Consider the following 17,754-nt stretch of genomic DNA (forward strand, 5'->3'; position numbering starts at 1 on the left):
TTAATGATTTGTTGAAATAAAAAAATAGATCTTTCCTTCTTGCAGAATATATTTAACCTGCACAGAAGAAATAAAGTTTTAGTTCAATAAAATCACTAAATGAGAATACGTCTCAATGTGAATATATAATACTCACACACAGGTTGATAACGATAATAAGCTGTAGAATCAAAAAGTTTCTCCCGATGTAATGACAGAACAGCCTCATACTGGGCTATTTTGTCTATCCAATCTTTTAAAGAAAAAACATACTCTGTAGCAATGGTACGCTGAATACGGGACGAGGTCACTAACTGCGTATATCCTCCATTGACACCTGCCAATTCTGCATCGGGTAAATAAGGCAATTGAGGGGTGGTAAAACATGTAGCTTCTTGCTGGGGACTACCAGTTATAGCTTGAATATCTACAGATTTTTTTCCATTTATCGATTCACTCCCGATAAACGTATCACTCGCTGTCTGCCATAAGGCCAATGCAAGCACCAGAAATCCTATAAACTTTATATATCTAGCCATAACAATATGCAAATATAACGGTTTAACCGATAGATTTGTTTAACGCATACATCTTTTAATATTTGTTGAATGAAATATGCTAAATCCCAATAATAAGGTATGAAAGAGAAAGATACAAAGGAAATAAAAAAAGCCGTCCCAATCGCTGGGACAGCTTTCTATATATAAAAAGAATAGTTGAAATTATTCTGCTTTAGTTTCTTCTGTAGCAGGAACTTCAGCAACCGGAGTAGCAGTTTCTACAGCAGGAGTAACTTCAGCAGTAGCTTTCTTTGAACGACGGGTACGAGTAGCTTTCTTAGCAACTTTTTCCTTAGCCATGTTTTCGTTATAATCAACAAGTTCAATAAAGCACATTTCTGCATTATCACCTAAACGATTACCTGTCTTAATGATACGAGTGTAACCACCTGGACGATCAGCAATCTTCACAGAGATTTCTTTAAACAACTCAGTTACAGCATACTTGTCTTGCAAATTGCTAAATACAACACGGCGAGAATTTGTCGTATCATCTTTAGCTTTTGTAATCAAAGGCTCAACAAACTTCTTCAAAGCTTTGGCCTTTGCAACAGTCGTAGTGATTCTTTTGTGCTTAATCAGAGAACACGCCATATTAGCCAACATAGCGTTTCTATGAGAGGCAGTACGACCTAAATGGTTGAATTTTTTATTATGTCTCATTTTTTATTCTTTATCTAATTTATATTTAGAAATATCAGTTCCAAACGACAGATTCAGACTTTCCAGCAAATCATCAAGCTCGGTAAGCGATTTCTTTCCGAAGTTTCTGAATTTCAGCAGATCCGTCTTGTTGAACTGTACCAAGTCGCCCAAAGTTTCTACATCGGCAGCCTTCAAACAGTTAAGGGCACGAACCGAAAGATCCATATCAACAAGCTTAGTCTTCAACAATTGACGCATGTGCAATACTTCTTCATCAAATTCTTCATTGCCGTCAACATCGTTACTTTCTAACGTAATCTTCTCATCAGAGAAGAGCATGAAATGATAAATCAGAATTTTTGCAGCCTCTTTCAGAGCTTCTTTCGGATGAATGGAACCGTCCGTAGTAATCTCAAGTACCAATTTTTCATAGTCAGTCTTCTGTTCTACACGGAAGTTTTCTACCTGATACTTCACATTACGTATCGGAGTATAAATAGAATCGATAGGAATTACGTTCACGTCAGTGCAATATTCGCGGTTTTCGTCAGCAGGAACATAACCACGACCTTTGTTGATCGTAATATCTATCTGCATAGTTGCCTTTGAATCTAAATGACAAATAACTAATTCAGGATTTAACACTTCAAATCCAGTTAAATACTTACCTATGTCACCTGCTTTAAATTCACTTGAATTCTCGATTGTAATACTTACTTTTTCGCTCTCGAATTCTTCAACTACTTGCTTGAATCTCACTTGTTTCAGATTCAAGATAATGTTAGTAACATCCTCTTTAACTCCCTGAACACTGGAGAATTCATGCTCAACACCGTCTATCTTAATAGTGGTAATGGCAAAACCTTCCAATGAAGAAAGCAGGATGCGGCGCAATGCATTACCTACGGTAATACCGAAACCAGGCTCCAACGGACGAAATTCGAATTTTCCGAATTTTGAATCCGCTTCCAACATTAATACTTTATCAGGTTTTTGAAATGCTAATATCGCCATGAAATTAATTATTATTTAGAATACAATTCTACAATCAAATGCTCTTTAATGTTTTCAGGAATGTCTGCTCTTTCAGGTATATGCAACAACTTACCTACTTTTGCATTATCATCCCATTCCAACCAAGGATACTTGCTGTGATTAAATCCCGCCAGTGAATTAGCGATAACTTCCAAAGATTTAGATCTTTCACGAACACCAATCACCTGCCCTGGTTTTACTGCATATGAAGGTATATTTACAACTTCACCATCTACAGTAATATGCTTATGACTAACCAACTGACGAGCAGCTGCACGAGTCGGAGCAATACCCAAACGGAATACTATATTGTCAAGACGACCTTCTAACAATTGAAGAAGAATTTCACCGGTAATACCTTTAGCGGTTTCAGCCTTCTCAAACAAGTTGCGGAATTGTTTTTCCAAAACTCCATAGGTGTATTTGGCTTTCTGTTTCTCACGAAGTTGAACACCATATTCAGAAGTTTTTCTCTTTCTTGAATTTCCGTGTTGACCAGGAGGGTAATTCTTCTTTGACAATACCTTGTCTGCTCCAAAGATTCCTTCACCGAATTTACGGGCTATTCTTGATTTTGGTCCAGTATATCTAGCCATTTCTTTTAAATATTTAATTGTTTATTCATGAACTCAATTTGTTGCAGCCGCGATTGCAGAGAAGAATATACAATCCAATAACAAAATCAAGTGTCATTTTTATTAAAGGTAAATCTTAAACTCTACGTCTTTTCGGAGGACGACAACCATTATGCGGAAGCGGAGTTACATCAACAATCTCCGTAACTTCAATACCTGCACCATGGATAGTTCTAATAGCAGATTCACGCCCATTACCCGGACCTTTCACATATGCTTTTACCTTTCTCAATCCAAGATCATATGCTATCTTAGCACAATCTTGCGCAGCCATCTGTGCTGCATAAGGAGTATTCTTCTTAGAACCTCTAAATCCCATCTTTCCAGCAGAAGACCATGAAATAATCTGACCTTCACTATTTGCCAGAGAAACAATAATGTTGTTGAAAGATGAATGAACATGTAACTGTCCATTAGCATCTACCTTTACATTTCTCTTTTTTGCTGCAACTGTTTTTTTTGCCATATCAACAATTATTATTTAGTAGCTTTTTTCTTATTAGCAACGGTTTTCTTTCTACCTTTACGAGTACGAGCGTTATTTTTTGTGCTCTGTCCTCTCACAGGAAGACCAATACGATGACGTACACCACGGTAACAACCGATATCCATTAAACGCTTAATGTTCAATTGAACTTCAGAACGAAGATCACCTTCAACTTTATACTCTGCACCAATGATCTCACGAATCTTGGCAGCCTGATCATCCGTCCAGTCTTTCACTTTCAGGTCCTTATCAACACCTGCTTTATCCAAAATTTTTGCTGAACTACTACGACCTATTCCATATACATAGGTCAACGCAACTTCACCTCTTTTATTTTGAGGTAAATCGACACCAACTATTCTTATAGCCATATACTAAATTATTTTTCTTGCAAAAATAATAATATTATCCTTGACGTTGTTTATACTTAGGATTTTTCTTGTTAATAACATACAAACGGCCATTACGTCTAACGATCTTACACTCTGGCGTACGTTTCTTTAAGGATGCTCTTACTTTCATATCTTATTTTATTTATATCTAAATACAATTCTTCCTTTCGATAAATCGTAAGGAGACATTTCGACTCTTACCTTATCACCCGGCAGGATTTTGATATAATGCATTCGCATCTTACCGGAAATATGCGCAGTAATCTCATGTCCGTTTTCTAATTCAACACGAAACATTGCATTAGACAATGCTTCAACTATAACTCCATCTTGTTCTATTGCAGATTGCTTTGCCATATTAAACTCTTAAATTGCTTTATCTCCTAATACTTCCTCAATGAATTTGAAAGATGATAAAATTTCAGCATCTCCATTTCCGACCGCTATCGTATGCTCAAAATGAGCAGCACATTTCCGATCCTTGGTTCTTACTGTCCATCCATCACGCTCCATTACTATCTGTCGGCTACCTAAAGTAATCATTGGCTCAATAGCAATACATAAACCTTTTTTTAACATCGTTCCATAACCACGTTTACCATAATTAGGAACTTGTGGATCCTCATGCATTTCCATACCAATTCCATGACCGACAAACTCACGCACTACACCATAAGAATTAGACTCGCAGTGTTGCTGTATCGAATATCCGATATCCCCCACCCGCTTACCTTGAACAGCATTCTGTATTCCTATATATAATGCTTCTTTAGTAACTTTCAATAATTTACGAACTTCCTCATCAACTTCACCTACACAAAACGTATAAGCAGAATCACCACAAAAACCATTCATGTAAGTACCACAATCAACAGACACAACATCACCTTCTTTAAGTACTACATCATCACTCGGAATTCCATGTACAACCTGATCATTTACAGATGTACAGATTGAAGCAGGAAATGGATCACCGCATTGACTCGAAAAACCTTTGAAAGTAGGAACAGCACCATTATCTCTAATGAACTCCTCTGCTACCCTATCAAGCTCTTTTGTTGTTACTCCCGGCTTTAATATTTTAGCGACTTCAGCCAGTGTTTTTCCAACAAGCAAATTACTCTTGCGGAGCAGTTCTATTTCATCCTCAGTTTTAAGAAATATCATTCTTCAAAATGATTAATATGCAGCTACACTGCCACTACGTCCTTTAATACGTCCAGATTTCAATAAACCATCATAATGTCTCATCAACAAATGACTTTCAACCTGCTGGAGAGTATCAAGAACTACACCTACAAGAATTAACAAAGATGTACCACCGAAGAACTGAGCAAACTCAGCTTTCACACCAAATATACCAGCAAATGCAGGCATAATAGCAACCAAAGCCAAAAAGAAAGAACCAGGCAAAGTAATACGAGACATAATCTCATCAATATACTCAGCTGTTTTCTTTCCCGGTTTGATACCTGGAATAAAACCATTATTTCTCTTCATATCCTCAGCCATCTGAGTCGGATTAATGGTAATTGCAGTATAGAAATACGTAAACAATATAATCAACACTGCAAAAATCAAATTATACCAAAAACTTGTATGATCAGTTAATGCATGTACGAAACCGCTTACATTATTTACATTAGAGAATCCAATAAGAGTAATAGGAATAAACATGATTGCCTGAGCAAAAATAATAGGCATCACGTTAGCAGCATTTACCTTCAAAGGGATATATTGTCTAGCACCGCCATATTGCTTATTACCTACAATCTTTTTTGCATACTGAACTGGTATTTTTCTAGTTCCTTGAACTAAAAGAATAGCAAATGCAATGACAATCAATAAAACAACAAGTTCAATCAAAAACATCACTAAACCACCTGTTTTATCTGTCATACGAGAAATTAATTCTTGAAACAAAGACTGAGGCAGACGGGCAATAATACCAATCATGATGATCAATGAAATACCGTTACCGATTCCTTTATCTGTAATTCTCTCACCAAGCCACAAAATAAACATACTTCCTGCAGCCAAAATAATGGTAGAAGTAAGCATAAACAGAGTCCAATCTAATGAAGCATTTAAAGAAGGACCAGCCTGCATTTTAAGATTGAGCAAATAAGAAGGAGCTTGAACCAGCAAAATAATAATAGTCAAATAACGAGTATACTGATTCATTTTTCTTCTACCACTTTCACCTTCGCGTTGCAGTTTCTGAAAATACGGTACCGCAATACCTAGCAACTGAATCACAATGGAAGCAGAGATATAAGGCATAATACCCAATGCAAAAATAGATGCATTAGAGAATGCTCCTCCAGAAAACATGTTTAACAAAGCTAAAAGACCCTCGCTTGTTTGTTGATGCAATTGTGTTAACATCGACGGGTTAATTCCCGGCAAAACAACATACGAACCAAAACGGTAAATTGCCACAAACAATATGGTAATGAGGATCCGTTGTCTCAGATCCTCAATTTTCCATATATTCTTTAATGTTTCAATAGCTTTTCTCATTGTATCAGAGTTTTACTACTTGTCCACCAGCAGCTTCGATGGCAGCAACAGCAGTCTTAGAAAATGCATGTGCTTGTACATCCAACTTAGCAGTCAAAGTTCCGTTACCTAATACTTTTACCAACTGGCTGGAAGAAATGAAACCGGCTTCAATGAAATCATTAATACCTACAGTTTGTAAATTCTTAGCTTCTGCCAATTTCTGAATTGTATCCAAGTTGATAGCTTTATACTCTACACGATTAATGTTTTTAAAGCCAAACTTAGGAACACGACGTTGAAGAGGCATCTGACCACCTTCAAAACCTATCTTCTTAGAGTATCCAGATCTTGATTTAGCTCCCTTATGACCTCTAGTAGAAGTACCTCCCAAGCCAGAACCCGGACCACGTCCGATTCTTTTTCTTGTTTTAGTAGATCCCTCTGCAGGTTTTAAATTACTTAAGTTCATATTGTAATTCGTTTTATATTCAACAAATAATTACTTAACAATGGTAACCAAGTGTTTAACCTTATCCACCATTCCAAGAATTGAAGGAGTACATTCGTGTTCAACCACACGATTCAACTTATGAAGTCCCAGTGCATCAAGAGTTCTCTTCTGATCTGCAGGAGCCCCAATTCTACTTTTAACTTGTTTAATCTTAATAGTCGACATATTCTTCCTCCTTATCCTCTAAATACTTTTTCCATACTAATTCCTCTGTTCTGAGCAACCATACGAGCATCACGCATTTCACTTAATGCAAGAATAGTAGCTTTTACCAAGTTATGCGGGTTGGAAGAACCTTTTGACTTTGCCAAAACATCTGTTACACCAACACTTTCAAGTACAGCACGCATTGCACCACCTGCTACTACACCAGTACCGTGAGAAGCCGGCTTGATAAATACCTCAGCACCACCAAATTTAGCAGACTGTTCGTGGGGAACCGTACCCTTCAAAACAGGCACTTTAGTCAAGTTTTTCTTTGCAGATTCAACACCTTTAGCAATAGCAGCTGTCACTTCGCCAGCTTTACCAAGGCCCCAACCGATGATACCTTCTTCATTACCTACTACCACAATAGCAGAGAAACTAAAAGTTCTACCACCCTTGGTTACTTTGGTCACACGATTAATAGCAACCAATCTGTCTTTCAGCTCTATATCGTTTGTAATCTTAACTCTATTATTAAGTCCTGCCATAATGATTAAAATTTAAGTCCACCGTTACGGGCAGCATCAGCTACCTCTTTTACTCTCCCATGATACAAGTAACCATTACGGTCAAAAACAACAGTAGTAATACCTGCTTCTTGAGCTTTTTTCGCAATCAGTTCACCTACCTTAGCAGCCTGCTCTTTCTTCGACATACTCTCAGTTATACCTAAAGAAGATGCAGCAGCTAGTGTCTTACCAGACAAATCGTCGATAATCTGAACATAGATTTGCTTATTGCTTCTAAATACACTCATACGCGGGCATTCAGTCGTACCTGAAACTTTATTGCGTACTCTATATTTGATCTTAATCCGTCTTTCTATTTTTGTTGTCATAATACTATCAATTTAAATAATTATTTAGCACCGGCTGATTTACCAGACTTTCTACGAATTTCTTCGCCAACAAACTTAATACCCTTACCCTTATACGGTTCAGGCTTACGGAAAGAACGTATTTTAGAGCAAACTTGACCAAGCAACTGTTTATCACAAGATTCTAAAATAATAAGAGGGTTCTTATTTCTTTCAGACTTAGTTTCAACTTTTACCTCAGCCGGCAACTGTATAAAAATATTATGAGTATAACCTAAAGATAACTCAACAATATTACCTTGGTTAGCAGCACGGTAACCTACACCGACAAGTTCCAACTCTTTCTTATATCCTTCAGATACACCAACAACCATGTTGTGAACCAATGAACGGTAGAGACCGTGAAATGCATGTTTCTGCTTCGGATTATCCAACATCTCGTTTTCATTCTCAGTCAGAACAACATGACCATCCTCAATGGAAACATTGATAGCAGGATTTACATATTGGCTCATTTCGCCTTTGGGTCCCTTTACGGTAACCACATTATCTTTCAGAGTAACTGTTACTCCAGCAGGGATACTAATGGGTAATTTTCCTATTCTTGACATTGCTAATTCCTCCTATTAATATACATAACACAAAACTTCACCACCAATTTTTAATTCAGCGGCTTCTTTGTTGGTCATTACACCTTTGGAAGTAGATATTATAGCAATACCCAAACCATTAATAACTCGCGGCATGTCTTTATAACCGGTATATTGACGCAAACCCGGAGAAGAAATTCTTTCCAGTTTCTTAATTGCGTTAACTTTATTAACCGGATCATACTTCAAGGCAACCTTAATTGTACCTTGAGGACCATCTTCTACAAACTTATAATTAAGGATGTAGCCTTTTTCAAAAAGAATCTTAGTGATTTCTTTTTTCAAATTTGAAGCCGGAACTTCCACAACTCTGTGCTTTGCTTGAATAGCGTTCCGCAACCTCGTCAAATAATCTGCTATTGGATCAGTCATATAAAAATAAATTAAATTAATCAGGACTACCCTGACAATATTTAAACTAAAAATTACCAGCTTGCTTTCTTTACACCGGGAATAAGACCATTAGAGGCCATCTCACGGAACTGGATTCTAGAAATACCGAATTGACGGATATATCCTTTCGGACGGCCAGTCAACTTGCAACGATTGTGCATACGAATCGGATTAGAATTTTTAGGCAGTTCCTGCAATTTCTGCGCAGCTTCAAATGCGTCAGCAGGATCACCTGTCCTAACGATTTGCTTCAATGCAGCTCTTTTCTCGGCATATTTGGCTACTAATTTGGCACGTCTAATTTCACGTGCTTTCATTGATTCCTTTGCCATAACTTATCAATCTTTTTTAGCGTTTTTAAACGGTAAACCGAATTCTTTCAATAAGGCATAACCTTCTTCATCTGTTTGCGCAGAGGTTACAAAGGTAATATTCATTCCGAGAATTCTGGTAATACTATCAATATTAATTTCAGGAAAAATGATTTGTTCCTGAATACCAAGGGTATAATTACCCTTACCATCGAACTTACTTTCAATACCTTTGAAGTCACGAATACGAGGCAGAGCCACACGAACTAATTTTTCAAGGAATTCGTACATTCTCTCACGACGTAAAGTTACCATAACACCAATTGGCATTTTTTTGCGCAACTTAAAGTTTGCAATATCCTTACGGGAAATAGTTGCTACGGCTTTCTGACCAGTAATAGCACTCATTTCATTAATTGCCACTTCAATAATCTTCTTATCGGCAACAGCCATACCCAAACCCTGATTGATGACAATCTTCTTAAGTACGGGTATCTGCATTGAAGAAGAATATTGGAACTGTGATTTCAATGCAGGCGCAATACGCTCTGCATATTCTTTCTTAAGGCTAGCAGTATTACTCATTACTTAATCTCCTCTCCTGATTTTTTAGAATAACGCACTAAAGTACCATCAGCACTTTCTTTTCTACCAACACGCGTTGCTTTACCAGTCTTTGGATCAACCGGATTCAAATTTGACAAATGGATAGAAGCTTCTTGCTTCACAATACCACCTTGTGGGTTCTTTGCATTCGGTTTTGTGCTCTTAGATACCATATTGATACCTTCAACAATTGCACGTCCTTCCTTCACAAGAACCTTCAATACACGACCAGTCTTACCCTTGTCTTCACCAGAATTTACGTAAACTGTATCGCCTTTTTTAATATGTAATTTACTCATTACTTAAATCTTTTACAATATTAAAGTACTTCAGGAGCGAGTGACACAACTTTCATGTTAGTAGCACGAAGCTCACGAGCTACCGGACCGAAAATACGACTACCTCTAATTTCACCTGCATTATTCAACAACACGCAAGCATTATCATCAAAACGTATATAAGAACCATCAGCACGACGGATTTCTTTCTTAGTACGCACGATCAAAGCTTTAGACACTGCACCTTTTTTAATATCACTTGAAGGGATAACGCTCTTTACAGAAACAACAATCACGTCCCCTACTGAAGCATAGCGACGACCTGTACCACCCAAAACGCGAATACAGAGAGCCTCTTTTGCTCCACTATTATCACATACTGTAAGTCTGGATTCTACTTGTATCATAATTACTTAGCTCTTTCAATTATTTCTACCAATCTCCATCTCTTAGTCTTGCTCAAAGGACGAGTTTCCATGATGCGTACAGTATCACCGATATTGCACTCATTTTTTTCATCATGAGCATGGTATTTCTTCGTTTTGCTAACGAACTTACCATATATGGGGTGTTTTTCCTTAAACTTAGCTGCTACTGTAATGGTTTTATCCATTTTGTTACTCAGCACAACCCCAGTTCTTTCTTTTCTTAAATTTCTTGCTTCCATCAAGCTCATCATTTATTGTTAAGTTCTCTTTGGCGTAATTCTGTTTTCATACGCGCAATAGTCCTGCGTAATTGTTTGATCTGAGCAGGATTATCCAAAGGAGAAATAGAATGATTTAAAACCATTTGGTTGTAATTAGCTACTTCTGTTTCTACTCTTTCCACCAAATCATTGGTAGGCATTTCTTTAATTTCTGCTATTTTCATACTCCTTACGCATTTTGATTTTGAATATCATAATCACGTCTCACCACAAACTTAGTTGTGATAGGAAGCTTCTGTGCTGCTAAGCGCAAAGCCTCTTTTGCGATTTCATAAGATACTCCTTCAGCTTCGATAATAATTCTACCTGGTGTAACAGGAGCAACAAATCCCTCAGGACTACCCTTACCTTTACCCATACGTACATCAGCAGGTTTTCTAGTAATAGGTTTATCCGGGAAAATACGAATCCAAATCTGTCCTTGACGTTGCATATATCTTGTCACTGCAATACGTGCAGCTTCAATCTGACGGCCTGTAATCCATTTTGTTTCCAAAGCCTTAATACCAAAAGATCCGAAAGCCAACTGGTTTCCTCTTTGGGCATTACCTTTTTGACGGCCTTTTTGTTGTCTTCTGAATTTTGTCTTTTTCGGTTGTAACATAATTCCTAAAAATCAAATTCGTTAGCGATTATTTTTCTTTCTTTTGAAGTTCTTTCCGCCATTGCTTCCGCTATTGCTTCCACGAGCACTTTCCTTGCTTTGTGTAAAGTTTGGAGCCAACTCCCTCTTACCATAAACTTCACCTCTACAAATCCAAACTTTAATACCGAGAAGACCAACTTTTGTCAATGCTTCTGCATGACAATAGTCAATGTCTGCTCTGAAAGTGTGCAACGGAGTTCTTCCTTCCTTATACATTTCAGAACGAGCCATTTCTGCACCATTCAAACGTCCTGAAATCTGAATTTTGATACCTTCCGCACCCATACGCATGGTATTGGCAATAGCCATCTTGATGGCACGACGATAGGCAATTTTACCTTCCACCTGACGAGCAATGTTATTAGCCACGATAACAGCGTCCAACTCAGGTCTTTTAACTTCGAAGATGTTAATCTGGATATCTTTATCTGTGACCTTCTTTAACTCTTCCTTCAACTTATCTACTTCTTGGCCACCTTTACCGATAATAATACCCGGACGTGCTGTACAAACGGTAATAGTCACGAGTTTCAGTGTACGTTCAATTACAATTCTTGAAACGCTGGCTTTTGCAAGACGAGCATTCAAATATTTACGAATCTTACTATCTTCCAGCAAAGAGTCGCCGTAATTCTTTCCACCATACCAATTGGAATCCCATCCTCTGATAATTCCTAAACGGTTGCTTATTGGATTAACTTTTTGTCCCATTTACCTTAATTTTGATCTTCGTTATTACTTTTAGAACCGACGAACAACGTTACATGATTTGAACGTTTACGAATTCTGTAACCTCTACCCTGCGGGGCTGGTCTCATTCTTTTGAGTGTAGCACCACCATCAACAAAAATCTTAGTTACAAACAATTCACCACTTTCTGCTTTACGTTCGTTTTTCTGCTCCCAATTAGCAATTGCAGAGCGCAGCAACTTTTCCACCCTAGCAGCAGCCTCCTTAGAAGAGAACTTCAAAACGCCAAGCGCTCTGTTCACCTCCATCCCACGAATCATGTCAGCCACGAGACGCATTTTACGGGGGGAAGTAGGAACATTTTGCAATTTCGCAAAATACATGGTTTTAAGGGCTTCTTTTCTTTTTTCAGCCGATATTTTTTTTCTTGCTCCCATTATATTATTACTTTATTATTTCAAATAAATCCTGTATTATTTTTTCTTATTACCAGCATGTCCTCTGAACGTACGAGTTGGAGCGAATTCTCCCAACTTGTGTCCTACCATATTTTCGGTAACATATACAGGAATAAATTTATTTCCATTGTGAACTGCAATGGTATGGCCTACAAAATCGGGCGAAATCATTGAAGCTCTGGCCCAAGTCTTAACTACTATTTTCTTACCTGATTCATTCATGGCAAGCACTTTTTTCTCAAGCTTAACGTTAATATACGGACCTTTTTTTAATGAACGACTCATAATTTACTCAATTAATCAGATTACTTCTTTCTTCTCTCAATAATATACTTAGACGATTGTTTCTTCGGAGCTCTTGTCTTAAGACCCTTAGCATACAATCCCTTACGAGATCTCGGGTGTCCTCCTGAAGCACGTCCTTCACCACCTCCCATTGGGTGGTCAACCGGGTTCATAACAACACCACGGTTACGCGGACGACGTCCTAACCAACGAGAACGTCCAGCCTTACCTGAACTTTCCAATCCATGATCTGAGTTACCAACGCTACCGATAGTAGCTTTACAAGTACTGAGGATCTGACGAACCTCACCTGAAGGCAATTTAATAACGCAGTATTTACCTTCTCTTGAAGTCAACTGAGCAAAATTACCAGCTGAACGAACCAAAGCAGCGCCTTGTCCCGGACGTAATTCAATATTGTGAATTACAGTACCAACCGGTATATTCTGAAGAGGAAGAGCATTTCCAATCTCTGGAGCAGCATTTTCACCTGACATCAAAGTCGCACCAACTTGCAATCCATTGGGAGCAATAATATATCTTTTTTCTCCATCTGCATAGAACAATAAAGCGATACGAGCCGAACGGTTCGGATCATACTCAATTGTTCTAACTACTGCAGGCACACCATCTTTATTTCTCTTGAAGTCTACGATACGGATAATCTTCTTAGCGCCACCACCAATATAGCGCATGGTCATTTTACCTGTATTATTACGACCACCAGTAGATTTCTTACCAAATACAAGAGACTTTTCTGGTACTCGTGCAGTAATTTCTTCGAAAGTACCAATAATTTTATGTCTTTGCCCCGGTGTTGTGGGCTTAAATTTACGTACTGCCATTTTTTTTTAAATATTACTATAAAAATCAATAGTATCTCCTTCTTTCAACGTAACAATAGCTTTCTTATATGCATTAGTACGTCCATTGATGATACCAGCCCTCGTATAACGGCTTTTATTTTTGCCAGCATAACGAATAGTATTCACATCAACCACGGTAACGTTGTAAAGGGCTTCAACTTCGTTCTTAATTTCCAGTTTATTAGCTTCAGGACGCACAATAAAGCCGAAACGATTGTTCGCCTTATCAGTAATTGCAGTCATTTTCTCTGTCACTAACGGTTTAATAATAATTCCCATTATTTAAGCCTCCTTTTTACATTAAGATATTGTCGATAGCAGATAGTGCACTTTCTGCAAACACAACAACCCCAGCGTCTAATACTCTGTAAGTATTTAACCCTGAGATAGTCTGCACGTTTGCACTCTTCACGTTACGAGCCGACAAATATACGTTTTTATTTGCTTCAGGTAAAATCATAAGCAGTTTTTTATCAGAAACTTTAAGATTTTTTGTCATTGCAATGAAATCTTTTGTCTTAGGAGCGTCAAAAGAGAAGTCCTCCACAACCACGATACCATTGTTTTGAGCCTTATATGACAAAGCTGACTTACGAGCCAAAGCTTTCACTTTCTTGTTTAATTTAAAATAGTAATCTCTCGGTTTCGGACCAAATACACGTCCTCCACCAACGAGTACTGGTGAATTCATGTCACCACGACGTGCACCACCACCACCTTTTTGGCGACCAATTTTACGAGTAGAACCACTAATTTCGCTTCTTTCTTTTGACTTGTGTGTACCCTGACGCTGGTTAGCCATAAACTGTTTAACATCCAAGTAAATAGCGTGGTCGTTGGGCTCAATTCCGAAGATAGACTCGTTTAACGTAATCTTTCTCCCAGTGTCTTCACCTTTAATATTATATACGTTAACTTCCATTATTTTTCAATTATTACGATTGAACCTTTGCAACCAGGAACAGAACCCTTAATCAAAAGCAGATTATGTTCCGCGATTACTTTTAATACTTGCAAATTTTGAACAGTTACTCTGTCACCACCTAATTGTCCACCCATGCGCATTCCCTTGAACACTTTTGCTGGATAAGAACATGCACCAATAGAACCCGGTTTACGAGCACGGTTATGCTGACCATGAGTAGTCTGACCTACACCACCGAAACCATGACGTTTTACTACACCTTGGAAGCCTTTACCCTTAGAAGTACCTACAACATCAACAAAAGTCGCATCGTTGAACATCTCTACAGTAACAGTATCACCCAGATTCAACTCTGTTTCAAATTCTTTGAACTCAGCCAAGTGTTTCTTGGGAGTTACTCCAGCTTTTTTAAAGTGCCCCATTAAAGGCTTTGTAGTGTGCTTCTCTTTTTTTTCTTGGAAACCCAACTGAACAGCTTCATAACCGTCCTTTTCTACAGTTTTCACTTGAGTAACAACACAAGGACCTGCTTCGATAACAGTGCATGGTACATTCTTACCCTCGGCACTGAAAACGGATGTCATTCCGATTTTTTTTCCTAATAATCCTGGCATTTCACTTAATTTTTAATACTTACACTTTGATTTCTACTTCCACACCACTCGGCAACTCCAACTTCATTAGAGCATCTACTGTCTTAGCCGTTGAGCTATAGATGTCGATCAATCTCTTATAAGAAGAAAGTTCAAATTGTTCACGCGACTTTTTATTAACGAAAGTCGAACGATTTACGGTAAAGATACGCTTATGCGTAGGAAGAGGAATTGGACCACTAACAATGGCACCAGTTGTCTTCACCGTTCTTACAATCTTCTCAGCCGACTTGTCAACCAAGTTGTGGTCGTAAGATTTCAGTTTAATTCTAATTTTCTGACTCATTACTGTTTCTAATTATTAAATAGTTATATAAGATGAAGCCCTGTAAGCTAAGAGTCATTCGCTAGCTTACGAGCTTCAAGAATTTTAGAGTAAATCAGCACGTCCTTTTACTTCTTCCAATACTGCCTTAGCAATAGAGTTAGAGACCTGAGCATGATGAGAATACACCATTGAAGAAGTAGCACGACCTGAAGTAATAGTACGCAAAGCAGTTACATAACCGAACATTTCTGCCAATGGAACCATTGCTTTTACAATACGGGCACCAGAACGACTAGATTCCATACCTTCTACCTGTCCACGACGCTTGTTCAAGTCACCAATAACATCACCCATATTTTCTTCCGGAGTTACAACTTCCAACTTCATAATAGGCTCCATCAAAACAGGACCTGCCTTAGCGCAAGCATTCTTATATGCCTGAATAGCACAAATTTCAAAAGACAACTGGTCAGAATCGACCGGATGGAAAGAGCCATCAAGCAAAGTTACTTTCAGTGAATCCAGCGGATAACCAGCCAACACACCATTCTTCATTGCAGTAGTGAAACCCTTCTGTACAGACGGAATAAATTCTTTAGGAATATTACCTCCTTTCACTTCGTCAACAAACTGCAAACCACCTTGAGTAAAGTCGTCATCAACCGGACCAATATTTACAATAATATCTGCAAACTTACCACGCCCACCCGATTGTTTCTTATAAACCTCACGCAAGTTGACAGTCTTAGTAATCGCCTCTTTATAGTTAACTTGAGGTTTACCTTGATTACATTCAACTTTAAACTCACGTTTCAAACGATCAATAATAATATCCAAGTGCAACTCACCCATACCGGAAATAACAGTCTGACCAGTCTGTTCATCAGTCTTCACTGTAAACGTCGGATCTTCTTCGGCCAATTTAGCCAAACCATTGGACAACTTATCCATATCCTTCTGAGTTTTCGGTTCCACAGCAATACCAATTACCGGTTCCGGGAAGTCCATAGATTCCAATACGATTGGAGCTGTTTCATCACATAATGTATCACCAGTATGAATATCCTTAAAACCGACACCAGCACCAATATCACCAGCACCAATCACCTCAACGGGATTTTGCTTATTTGAATGCATCTGGAACAGACGAGAAACACGTTCCTTCTTACCAGAACGAGAGTTATAAATATAAGAGCCTGCCTCAATTTTACCAGAATATACACGAAAGAATGTTAAACGACCAACATAAGGGTCTGTAGCAATCTTAAATGCTAAAGCAGATGTTTTTTCATCTTCACTTGGTTTACGATCTTCTTCTGCACCTGTTTCCGGATTTGTTCCAATTACATTCTCAGTATCCAACGGAGAAGGTAAAAATGCACAAACATAATCAAGCAAAGTCTGTACACCTTTATTTTTAAAGGAAGAGCCACACAACATCGGAACAACAGCCATTTGTACTGTTGCATTACGAAGAGCTCTTAGCACTTCTTCTTCTGTAATAGTAGAAGGATCATCGAAATATTTTTCCATTAAAGCATCATCAAACTCAGCTACTTTCTCAAGCATTTTATCTCTCCACTCGGTAGCCTCATCAATTAAATTTGCAGGAATTTCTTCTACCGTATAATCAGCCCCCATTGTCTCGTCATGCCAATAAATTGCTTTCATCTTAATAAGGTCAACCAAGCCCTTAAAAGACTCTTCAGCACCAATAGGCACAACAATAGGACAAGGATTAGCACCCAAGACATCCTTCATCTGACGAACAACCTCAAAGAAATCTGCACCAGAGCGGTCCATCTTATTAACGTACGCAATACGGGGTACATTATACTTATCAGCTTGACGCCAAACCGTTTCAGATTGCGGTTCAACACCACCTACTGCACAATAAGCAGCAACAGCCCCATCAAGAATACGTAAAGAACGTTCTACCTCAGCAGTGAAGTCCACGTGCCCCGGAGTATCAATCAGATTGATTTTATAAGTATTACCTGCATATTTCCAACGAGTAGTAGTAGCAGCAGAAGTGATAGTAATACCACGTTCTTGTTCTTGCTCCATCCAGTCCATTGTAGCAGCGCCATCATGTACTTCTCCAATTTTGTGGGTCAACCCCGTATAAAATAGGATACGTTCAGAAGTTGTTGTTTTGCCGGCATCAATATGAGCCATGATACCGATATTACGCGTCAAATGTAAATCACTCTTTGCCATTTTCTAATTCCTTTTACATTAAG

32 protein-coding genes are annotated in these 17,754 nt (G+C 38.2%); all 32 read right to left on the reverse strand.

Features of this window, described 5'->3' with window-relative positions; genetic code table 11:
* Positions 1–95 precede the first annotated feature (95 nt).
* On the reverse strand, positions 96–518 hold the full coding sequence (locus DXC10_RS00130; protein ID WP_101541751.1) for a hypothetical protein: 423 nt from the start codon (positions 516–518) through the stop codon (positions 96–98).
* 183 nt (positions 519–701) lie between these two features.
* A complete protein-coding gene (gene rplQ, locus DXC10_RS00135; protein ID WP_101541752.1) occupies positions 702–1,202 on the reverse strand; it encodes a 50S ribosomal protein L17 in 501 nt (166 codons plus the stop codon).
* A 3-nt stretch (positions 1,203–1,205) separates the two neighbouring features.
* Positions 1,206–2,198: a DNA-directed RNA polymerase subunit alpha gene (locus DXC10_RS00140; protein ID WP_101541753.1), complete on the reverse strand. Its 993-nt coding sequence runs from the start codon at positions 2,196–2,198 to the stop codon at positions 1,206–1,208.
* Between the two features lie 11 nt (positions 2,199–2,209).
* Complete coding sequence (rpsD, locus tag DXC10_RS00145) at positions 2,210–2,815, reverse strand: 30S ribosomal protein S4 (protein ID WP_101541754.1); 606 nt, start codon at positions 2,813–2,815, stop codon at positions 2,210–2,212.
* A gap of 115 nt (positions 2,816–2,930) precedes the next feature.
* Entirely contained in the window at positions 2,931–3,320 is a 390-nt protein-coding gene (gene rpsK, locus DXC10_RS00150) for a 30S ribosomal protein S11 (protein ID WP_073402471.1), read from the reverse strand.
* Positions 3,321–3,331: 11 nt separating this feature from the next.
* A complete protein-coding gene (gene rpsM, locus DXC10_RS00155) occupies positions 3,332–3,712 on the reverse strand; it encodes a 30S ribosomal protein S13 (RefSeq protein ID WP_009122263.1) in 381 nt (126 codons plus the stop codon).
* Between the two features lie 34 nt (positions 3,713–3,746).
* Entirely contained in the window at positions 3,747–3,863 is a 117-nt protein-coding gene (gene ykgO, locus DXC10_RS00160) for a type B 50S ribosomal protein L36 (RefSeq protein WP_002558051.1), read from the reverse strand.
* 8 nt (positions 3,864–3,871) lie between these two features.
* Positions 3,872–4,090, reverse strand: coding sequence for a translation initiation factor IF-1 (gene infA / locus DXC10_RS00165; RefSeq protein ID WP_002558052.1), 219 nt, complete (start codon positions 4,088–4,090; stop codon positions 3,872–3,874).
* 9 nt (positions 4,091–4,099) lie between these two features.
* Positions 4,100–4,900, reverse strand: a complete 801-nt coding sequence (map, locus tag DXC10_RS00170; protein ID WP_117737141.1) for a type I methionyl aminopeptidase — start codon at positions 4,898–4,900, stop codon at positions 4,100–4,102.
* Between the two features lie 12 nt (positions 4,901–4,912).
* Positions 4,913–6,256 carry a preprotein translocase subunit SecY gene (gene secY / locus DXC10_RS00175; protein WP_101541756.1) on the reverse strand — a complete coding sequence of 448 codons (1,344 nt, stop codon included), beginning with the start codon at positions 6,254–6,256 and terminating at the stop codon, positions 4,913–4,915.
* Between the two features lie 4 nt (positions 6,257–6,260).
* Positions 6,261–6,707: a 50S ribosomal protein L15 gene (gene rplO, locus DXC10_RS00180; protein ID WP_101541757.1), complete on the reverse strand. Its 447-nt coding sequence runs from the start codon at positions 6,705–6,707 to the stop codon at positions 6,261–6,263.
* Between the two features lie 30 nt (positions 6,708–6,737).
* Positions 6,738–6,914 carry a 50S ribosomal protein L30 gene (gene rpmD / locus DXC10_RS00185; protein ID WP_004291222.1) on the reverse strand — a complete coding sequence of 59 codons (177 nt, stop codon included), beginning with the start codon at positions 6,912–6,914 and terminating at the stop codon, positions 6,738–6,740.
* Between the two features lie 11 nt (positions 6,915–6,925).
* On the reverse strand, positions 6,926–7,444 hold the full coding sequence (gene rpsE, locus DXC10_RS00190) for a 30S ribosomal protein S5 (RefSeq protein WP_009125145.1): 519 nt from the start codon (positions 7,442–7,444) through the stop codon (positions 6,926–6,928).
* A gap of 5 nt (positions 7,445–7,449) precedes the next feature.
* Positions 7,450–7,794, reverse strand: coding sequence for a 50S ribosomal protein L18 (gene rplR / locus DXC10_RS00195; RefSeq protein WP_101541758.1), 345 nt, complete (start codon positions 7,792–7,794; stop codon positions 7,450–7,452).
* Between the two features lie 20 nt (positions 7,795–7,814).
* Complete coding sequence (gene rplF / locus DXC10_RS00200) at positions 7,815–8,384, reverse strand: 50S ribosomal protein L6 (RefSeq protein WP_101541759.1); 570 nt, start codon at positions 8,382–8,384, stop codon at positions 7,815–7,817.
* Positions 8,385–8,399: 15 nt separating this feature from the next.
* Positions 8,400–8,795 carry a 30S ribosomal protein S8 gene (gene rpsH / locus DXC10_RS00205; RefSeq protein WP_004291226.1) on the reverse strand — a complete coding sequence of 132 codons (396 nt, stop codon included), beginning with the start codon at positions 8,793–8,795 and terminating at the stop codon, positions 8,400–8,402.
* Positions 8,796–8,848: 53 nt separating this feature from the next.
* On the reverse strand, positions 8,849–9,148 hold the full coding sequence (gene rpsN / locus DXC10_RS00210) for a 30S ribosomal protein S14 (RefSeq protein ID WP_101541760.1): 300 nt from the start codon (positions 9,146–9,148) through the stop codon (positions 8,849–8,851).
* Between the two features lie 6 nt (positions 9,149–9,154).
* Positions 9,155–9,712: a 50S ribosomal protein L5 gene (gene rplE, locus DXC10_RS00215; RefSeq protein ID WP_101541761.1), complete on the reverse strand. Its 558-nt coding sequence runs from the start codon at positions 9,710–9,712 to the stop codon at positions 9,155–9,157.
* The gene (rplX, locus tag DXC10_RS00220; RefSeq protein ID WP_101541762.1) at positions 9,712–10,032 is read right to left on the reverse strand and encodes a 50S ribosomal protein L24; all 321 of its coding nucleotides are present in this window, start codon (positions 10,030–10,032) and stop codon (positions 9,712–9,714) included. The genes rplE and rplX overlap by 1 nt, the downstream gene beginning before the upstream one ends.
* 20 nt (positions 10,033–10,052) lie before the next feature.
* A complete protein-coding gene (gene rplN / locus DXC10_RS00225) occupies positions 10,053–10,418 on the reverse strand; it encodes a 50S ribosomal protein L14 (protein ID WP_005825700.1) in 366 nt (121 codons plus the stop codon).
* Between the two features lie 2 nt (positions 10,419–10,420).
* A complete protein-coding gene (gene rpsQ / locus DXC10_RS00230) occupies positions 10,421–10,690 on the reverse strand; it encodes a 30S ribosomal protein S17 (RefSeq protein ID WP_101541763.1) in 270 nt (89 codons plus the stop codon).
* On the reverse strand, positions 10,687–10,884 hold the full coding sequence (gene rpmC / locus DXC10_RS00235) for a 50S ribosomal protein L29 (protein ID WP_101541764.1): 198 nt from the start codon (positions 10,882–10,884) through the stop codon (positions 10,687–10,689). The genes rpsQ and rpmC overlap by 4 nt, the downstream gene beginning before the upstream one ends.
* Before the next feature lie 5 nt (positions 10,885–10,889).
* A complete protein-coding gene (gene rplP / locus DXC10_RS00240; protein WP_005656538.1) occupies positions 10,890–11,324 on the reverse strand; it encodes a 50S ribosomal protein L16 in 435 nt (144 codons plus the stop codon).
* A gap of 21 nt (positions 11,325–11,345) precedes the next feature.
* Positions 11,346–12,077 (reverse strand): 30S ribosomal protein S3, encoded by a 732-nt coding sequence (gene rpsC, locus DXC10_RS00245; RefSeq protein ID WP_101541765.1) that lies wholly within the window; start codon positions 12,075–12,077, stop codon positions 11,346–11,348.
* A 5-nt stretch (positions 12,078–12,082) separates the two neighbouring features.
* Positions 12,083–12,493 (reverse strand): 50S ribosomal protein L22, encoded by a 411-nt coding sequence (gene rplV / locus DXC10_RS00250; protein ID WP_004291236.1) that lies wholly within the window; start codon positions 12,491–12,493, stop codon positions 12,083–12,085.
* Positions 12,494–12,529: 36 nt separating this feature from the next.
* Positions 12,530–12,799, reverse strand: a complete 270-nt coding sequence (gene rpsS / locus DXC10_RS00255) for a 30S ribosomal protein S19 (protein ID WP_117737142.1) — start codon at positions 12,797–12,799, stop codon at positions 12,530–12,532.
* A gap of 20 nt (positions 12,800–12,819) precedes the next feature.
* On the reverse strand, positions 12,820–13,644 hold the full coding sequence (gene rplB / locus DXC10_RS00260; protein ID WP_101541767.1) for a 50S ribosomal protein L2: 825 nt from the start codon (positions 13,642–13,644) through the stop codon (positions 12,820–12,822).
* Between the two features lie 6 nt (positions 13,645–13,650).
* Positions 13,651–13,944, reverse strand: coding sequence for a 50S ribosomal protein L23 (gene rplW, locus DXC10_RS00265; protein ID WP_087412064.1), 294 nt, complete (start codon positions 13,942–13,944; stop codon positions 13,651–13,653).
* 16 nt (positions 13,945–13,960) lie between these two features.
* Positions 13,961–14,587 carry a 50S ribosomal protein L4 gene (gene rplD / locus DXC10_RS00270; RefSeq protein WP_101541768.1) on the reverse strand — a complete coding sequence of 209 codons (627 nt, stop codon included), beginning with the start codon at positions 14,585–14,587 and terminating at the stop codon, positions 13,961–13,963.
* Positions 14,587–15,204, reverse strand: a complete 618-nt coding sequence (gene rplC / locus DXC10_RS00275; protein WP_101541769.1) for a 50S ribosomal protein L3 — start codon at positions 15,202–15,204, stop codon at positions 14,587–14,589. The genes rplD and rplC overlap by 1 nt, the downstream gene beginning before the upstream one ends.
* A gap of 19 nt (positions 15,205–15,223) precedes the next feature.
* Positions 15,224–15,529, reverse strand: coding sequence for a 30S ribosomal protein S10 (rpsJ, locus tag DXC10_RS00280; RefSeq protein WP_004291244.1), 306 nt, complete (start codon positions 15,527–15,529; stop codon positions 15,224–15,226).
* Positions 15,530–15,613: 84 nt separating this feature from the next.
* A complete protein-coding gene (fusA, locus tag DXC10_RS00285; protein WP_101541770.1) occupies positions 15,614–17,731 on the reverse strand; it encodes an elongation factor G in 2,118 nt (705 codons plus the stop codon).
* Between the last annotated feature and the right edge of the window lie 23 nt (positions 17,732–17,754).

Source organism: Bacteroides sp. OM08-11 (assembly GCF_003438665.1).
In the GTDB taxonomy this organism is placed as follows: domain Bacteria; phylum Bacteroidota; class Bacteroidia; order Bacteroidales; family Bacteroidaceae; genus Bacteroides; species Bacteroides cutis.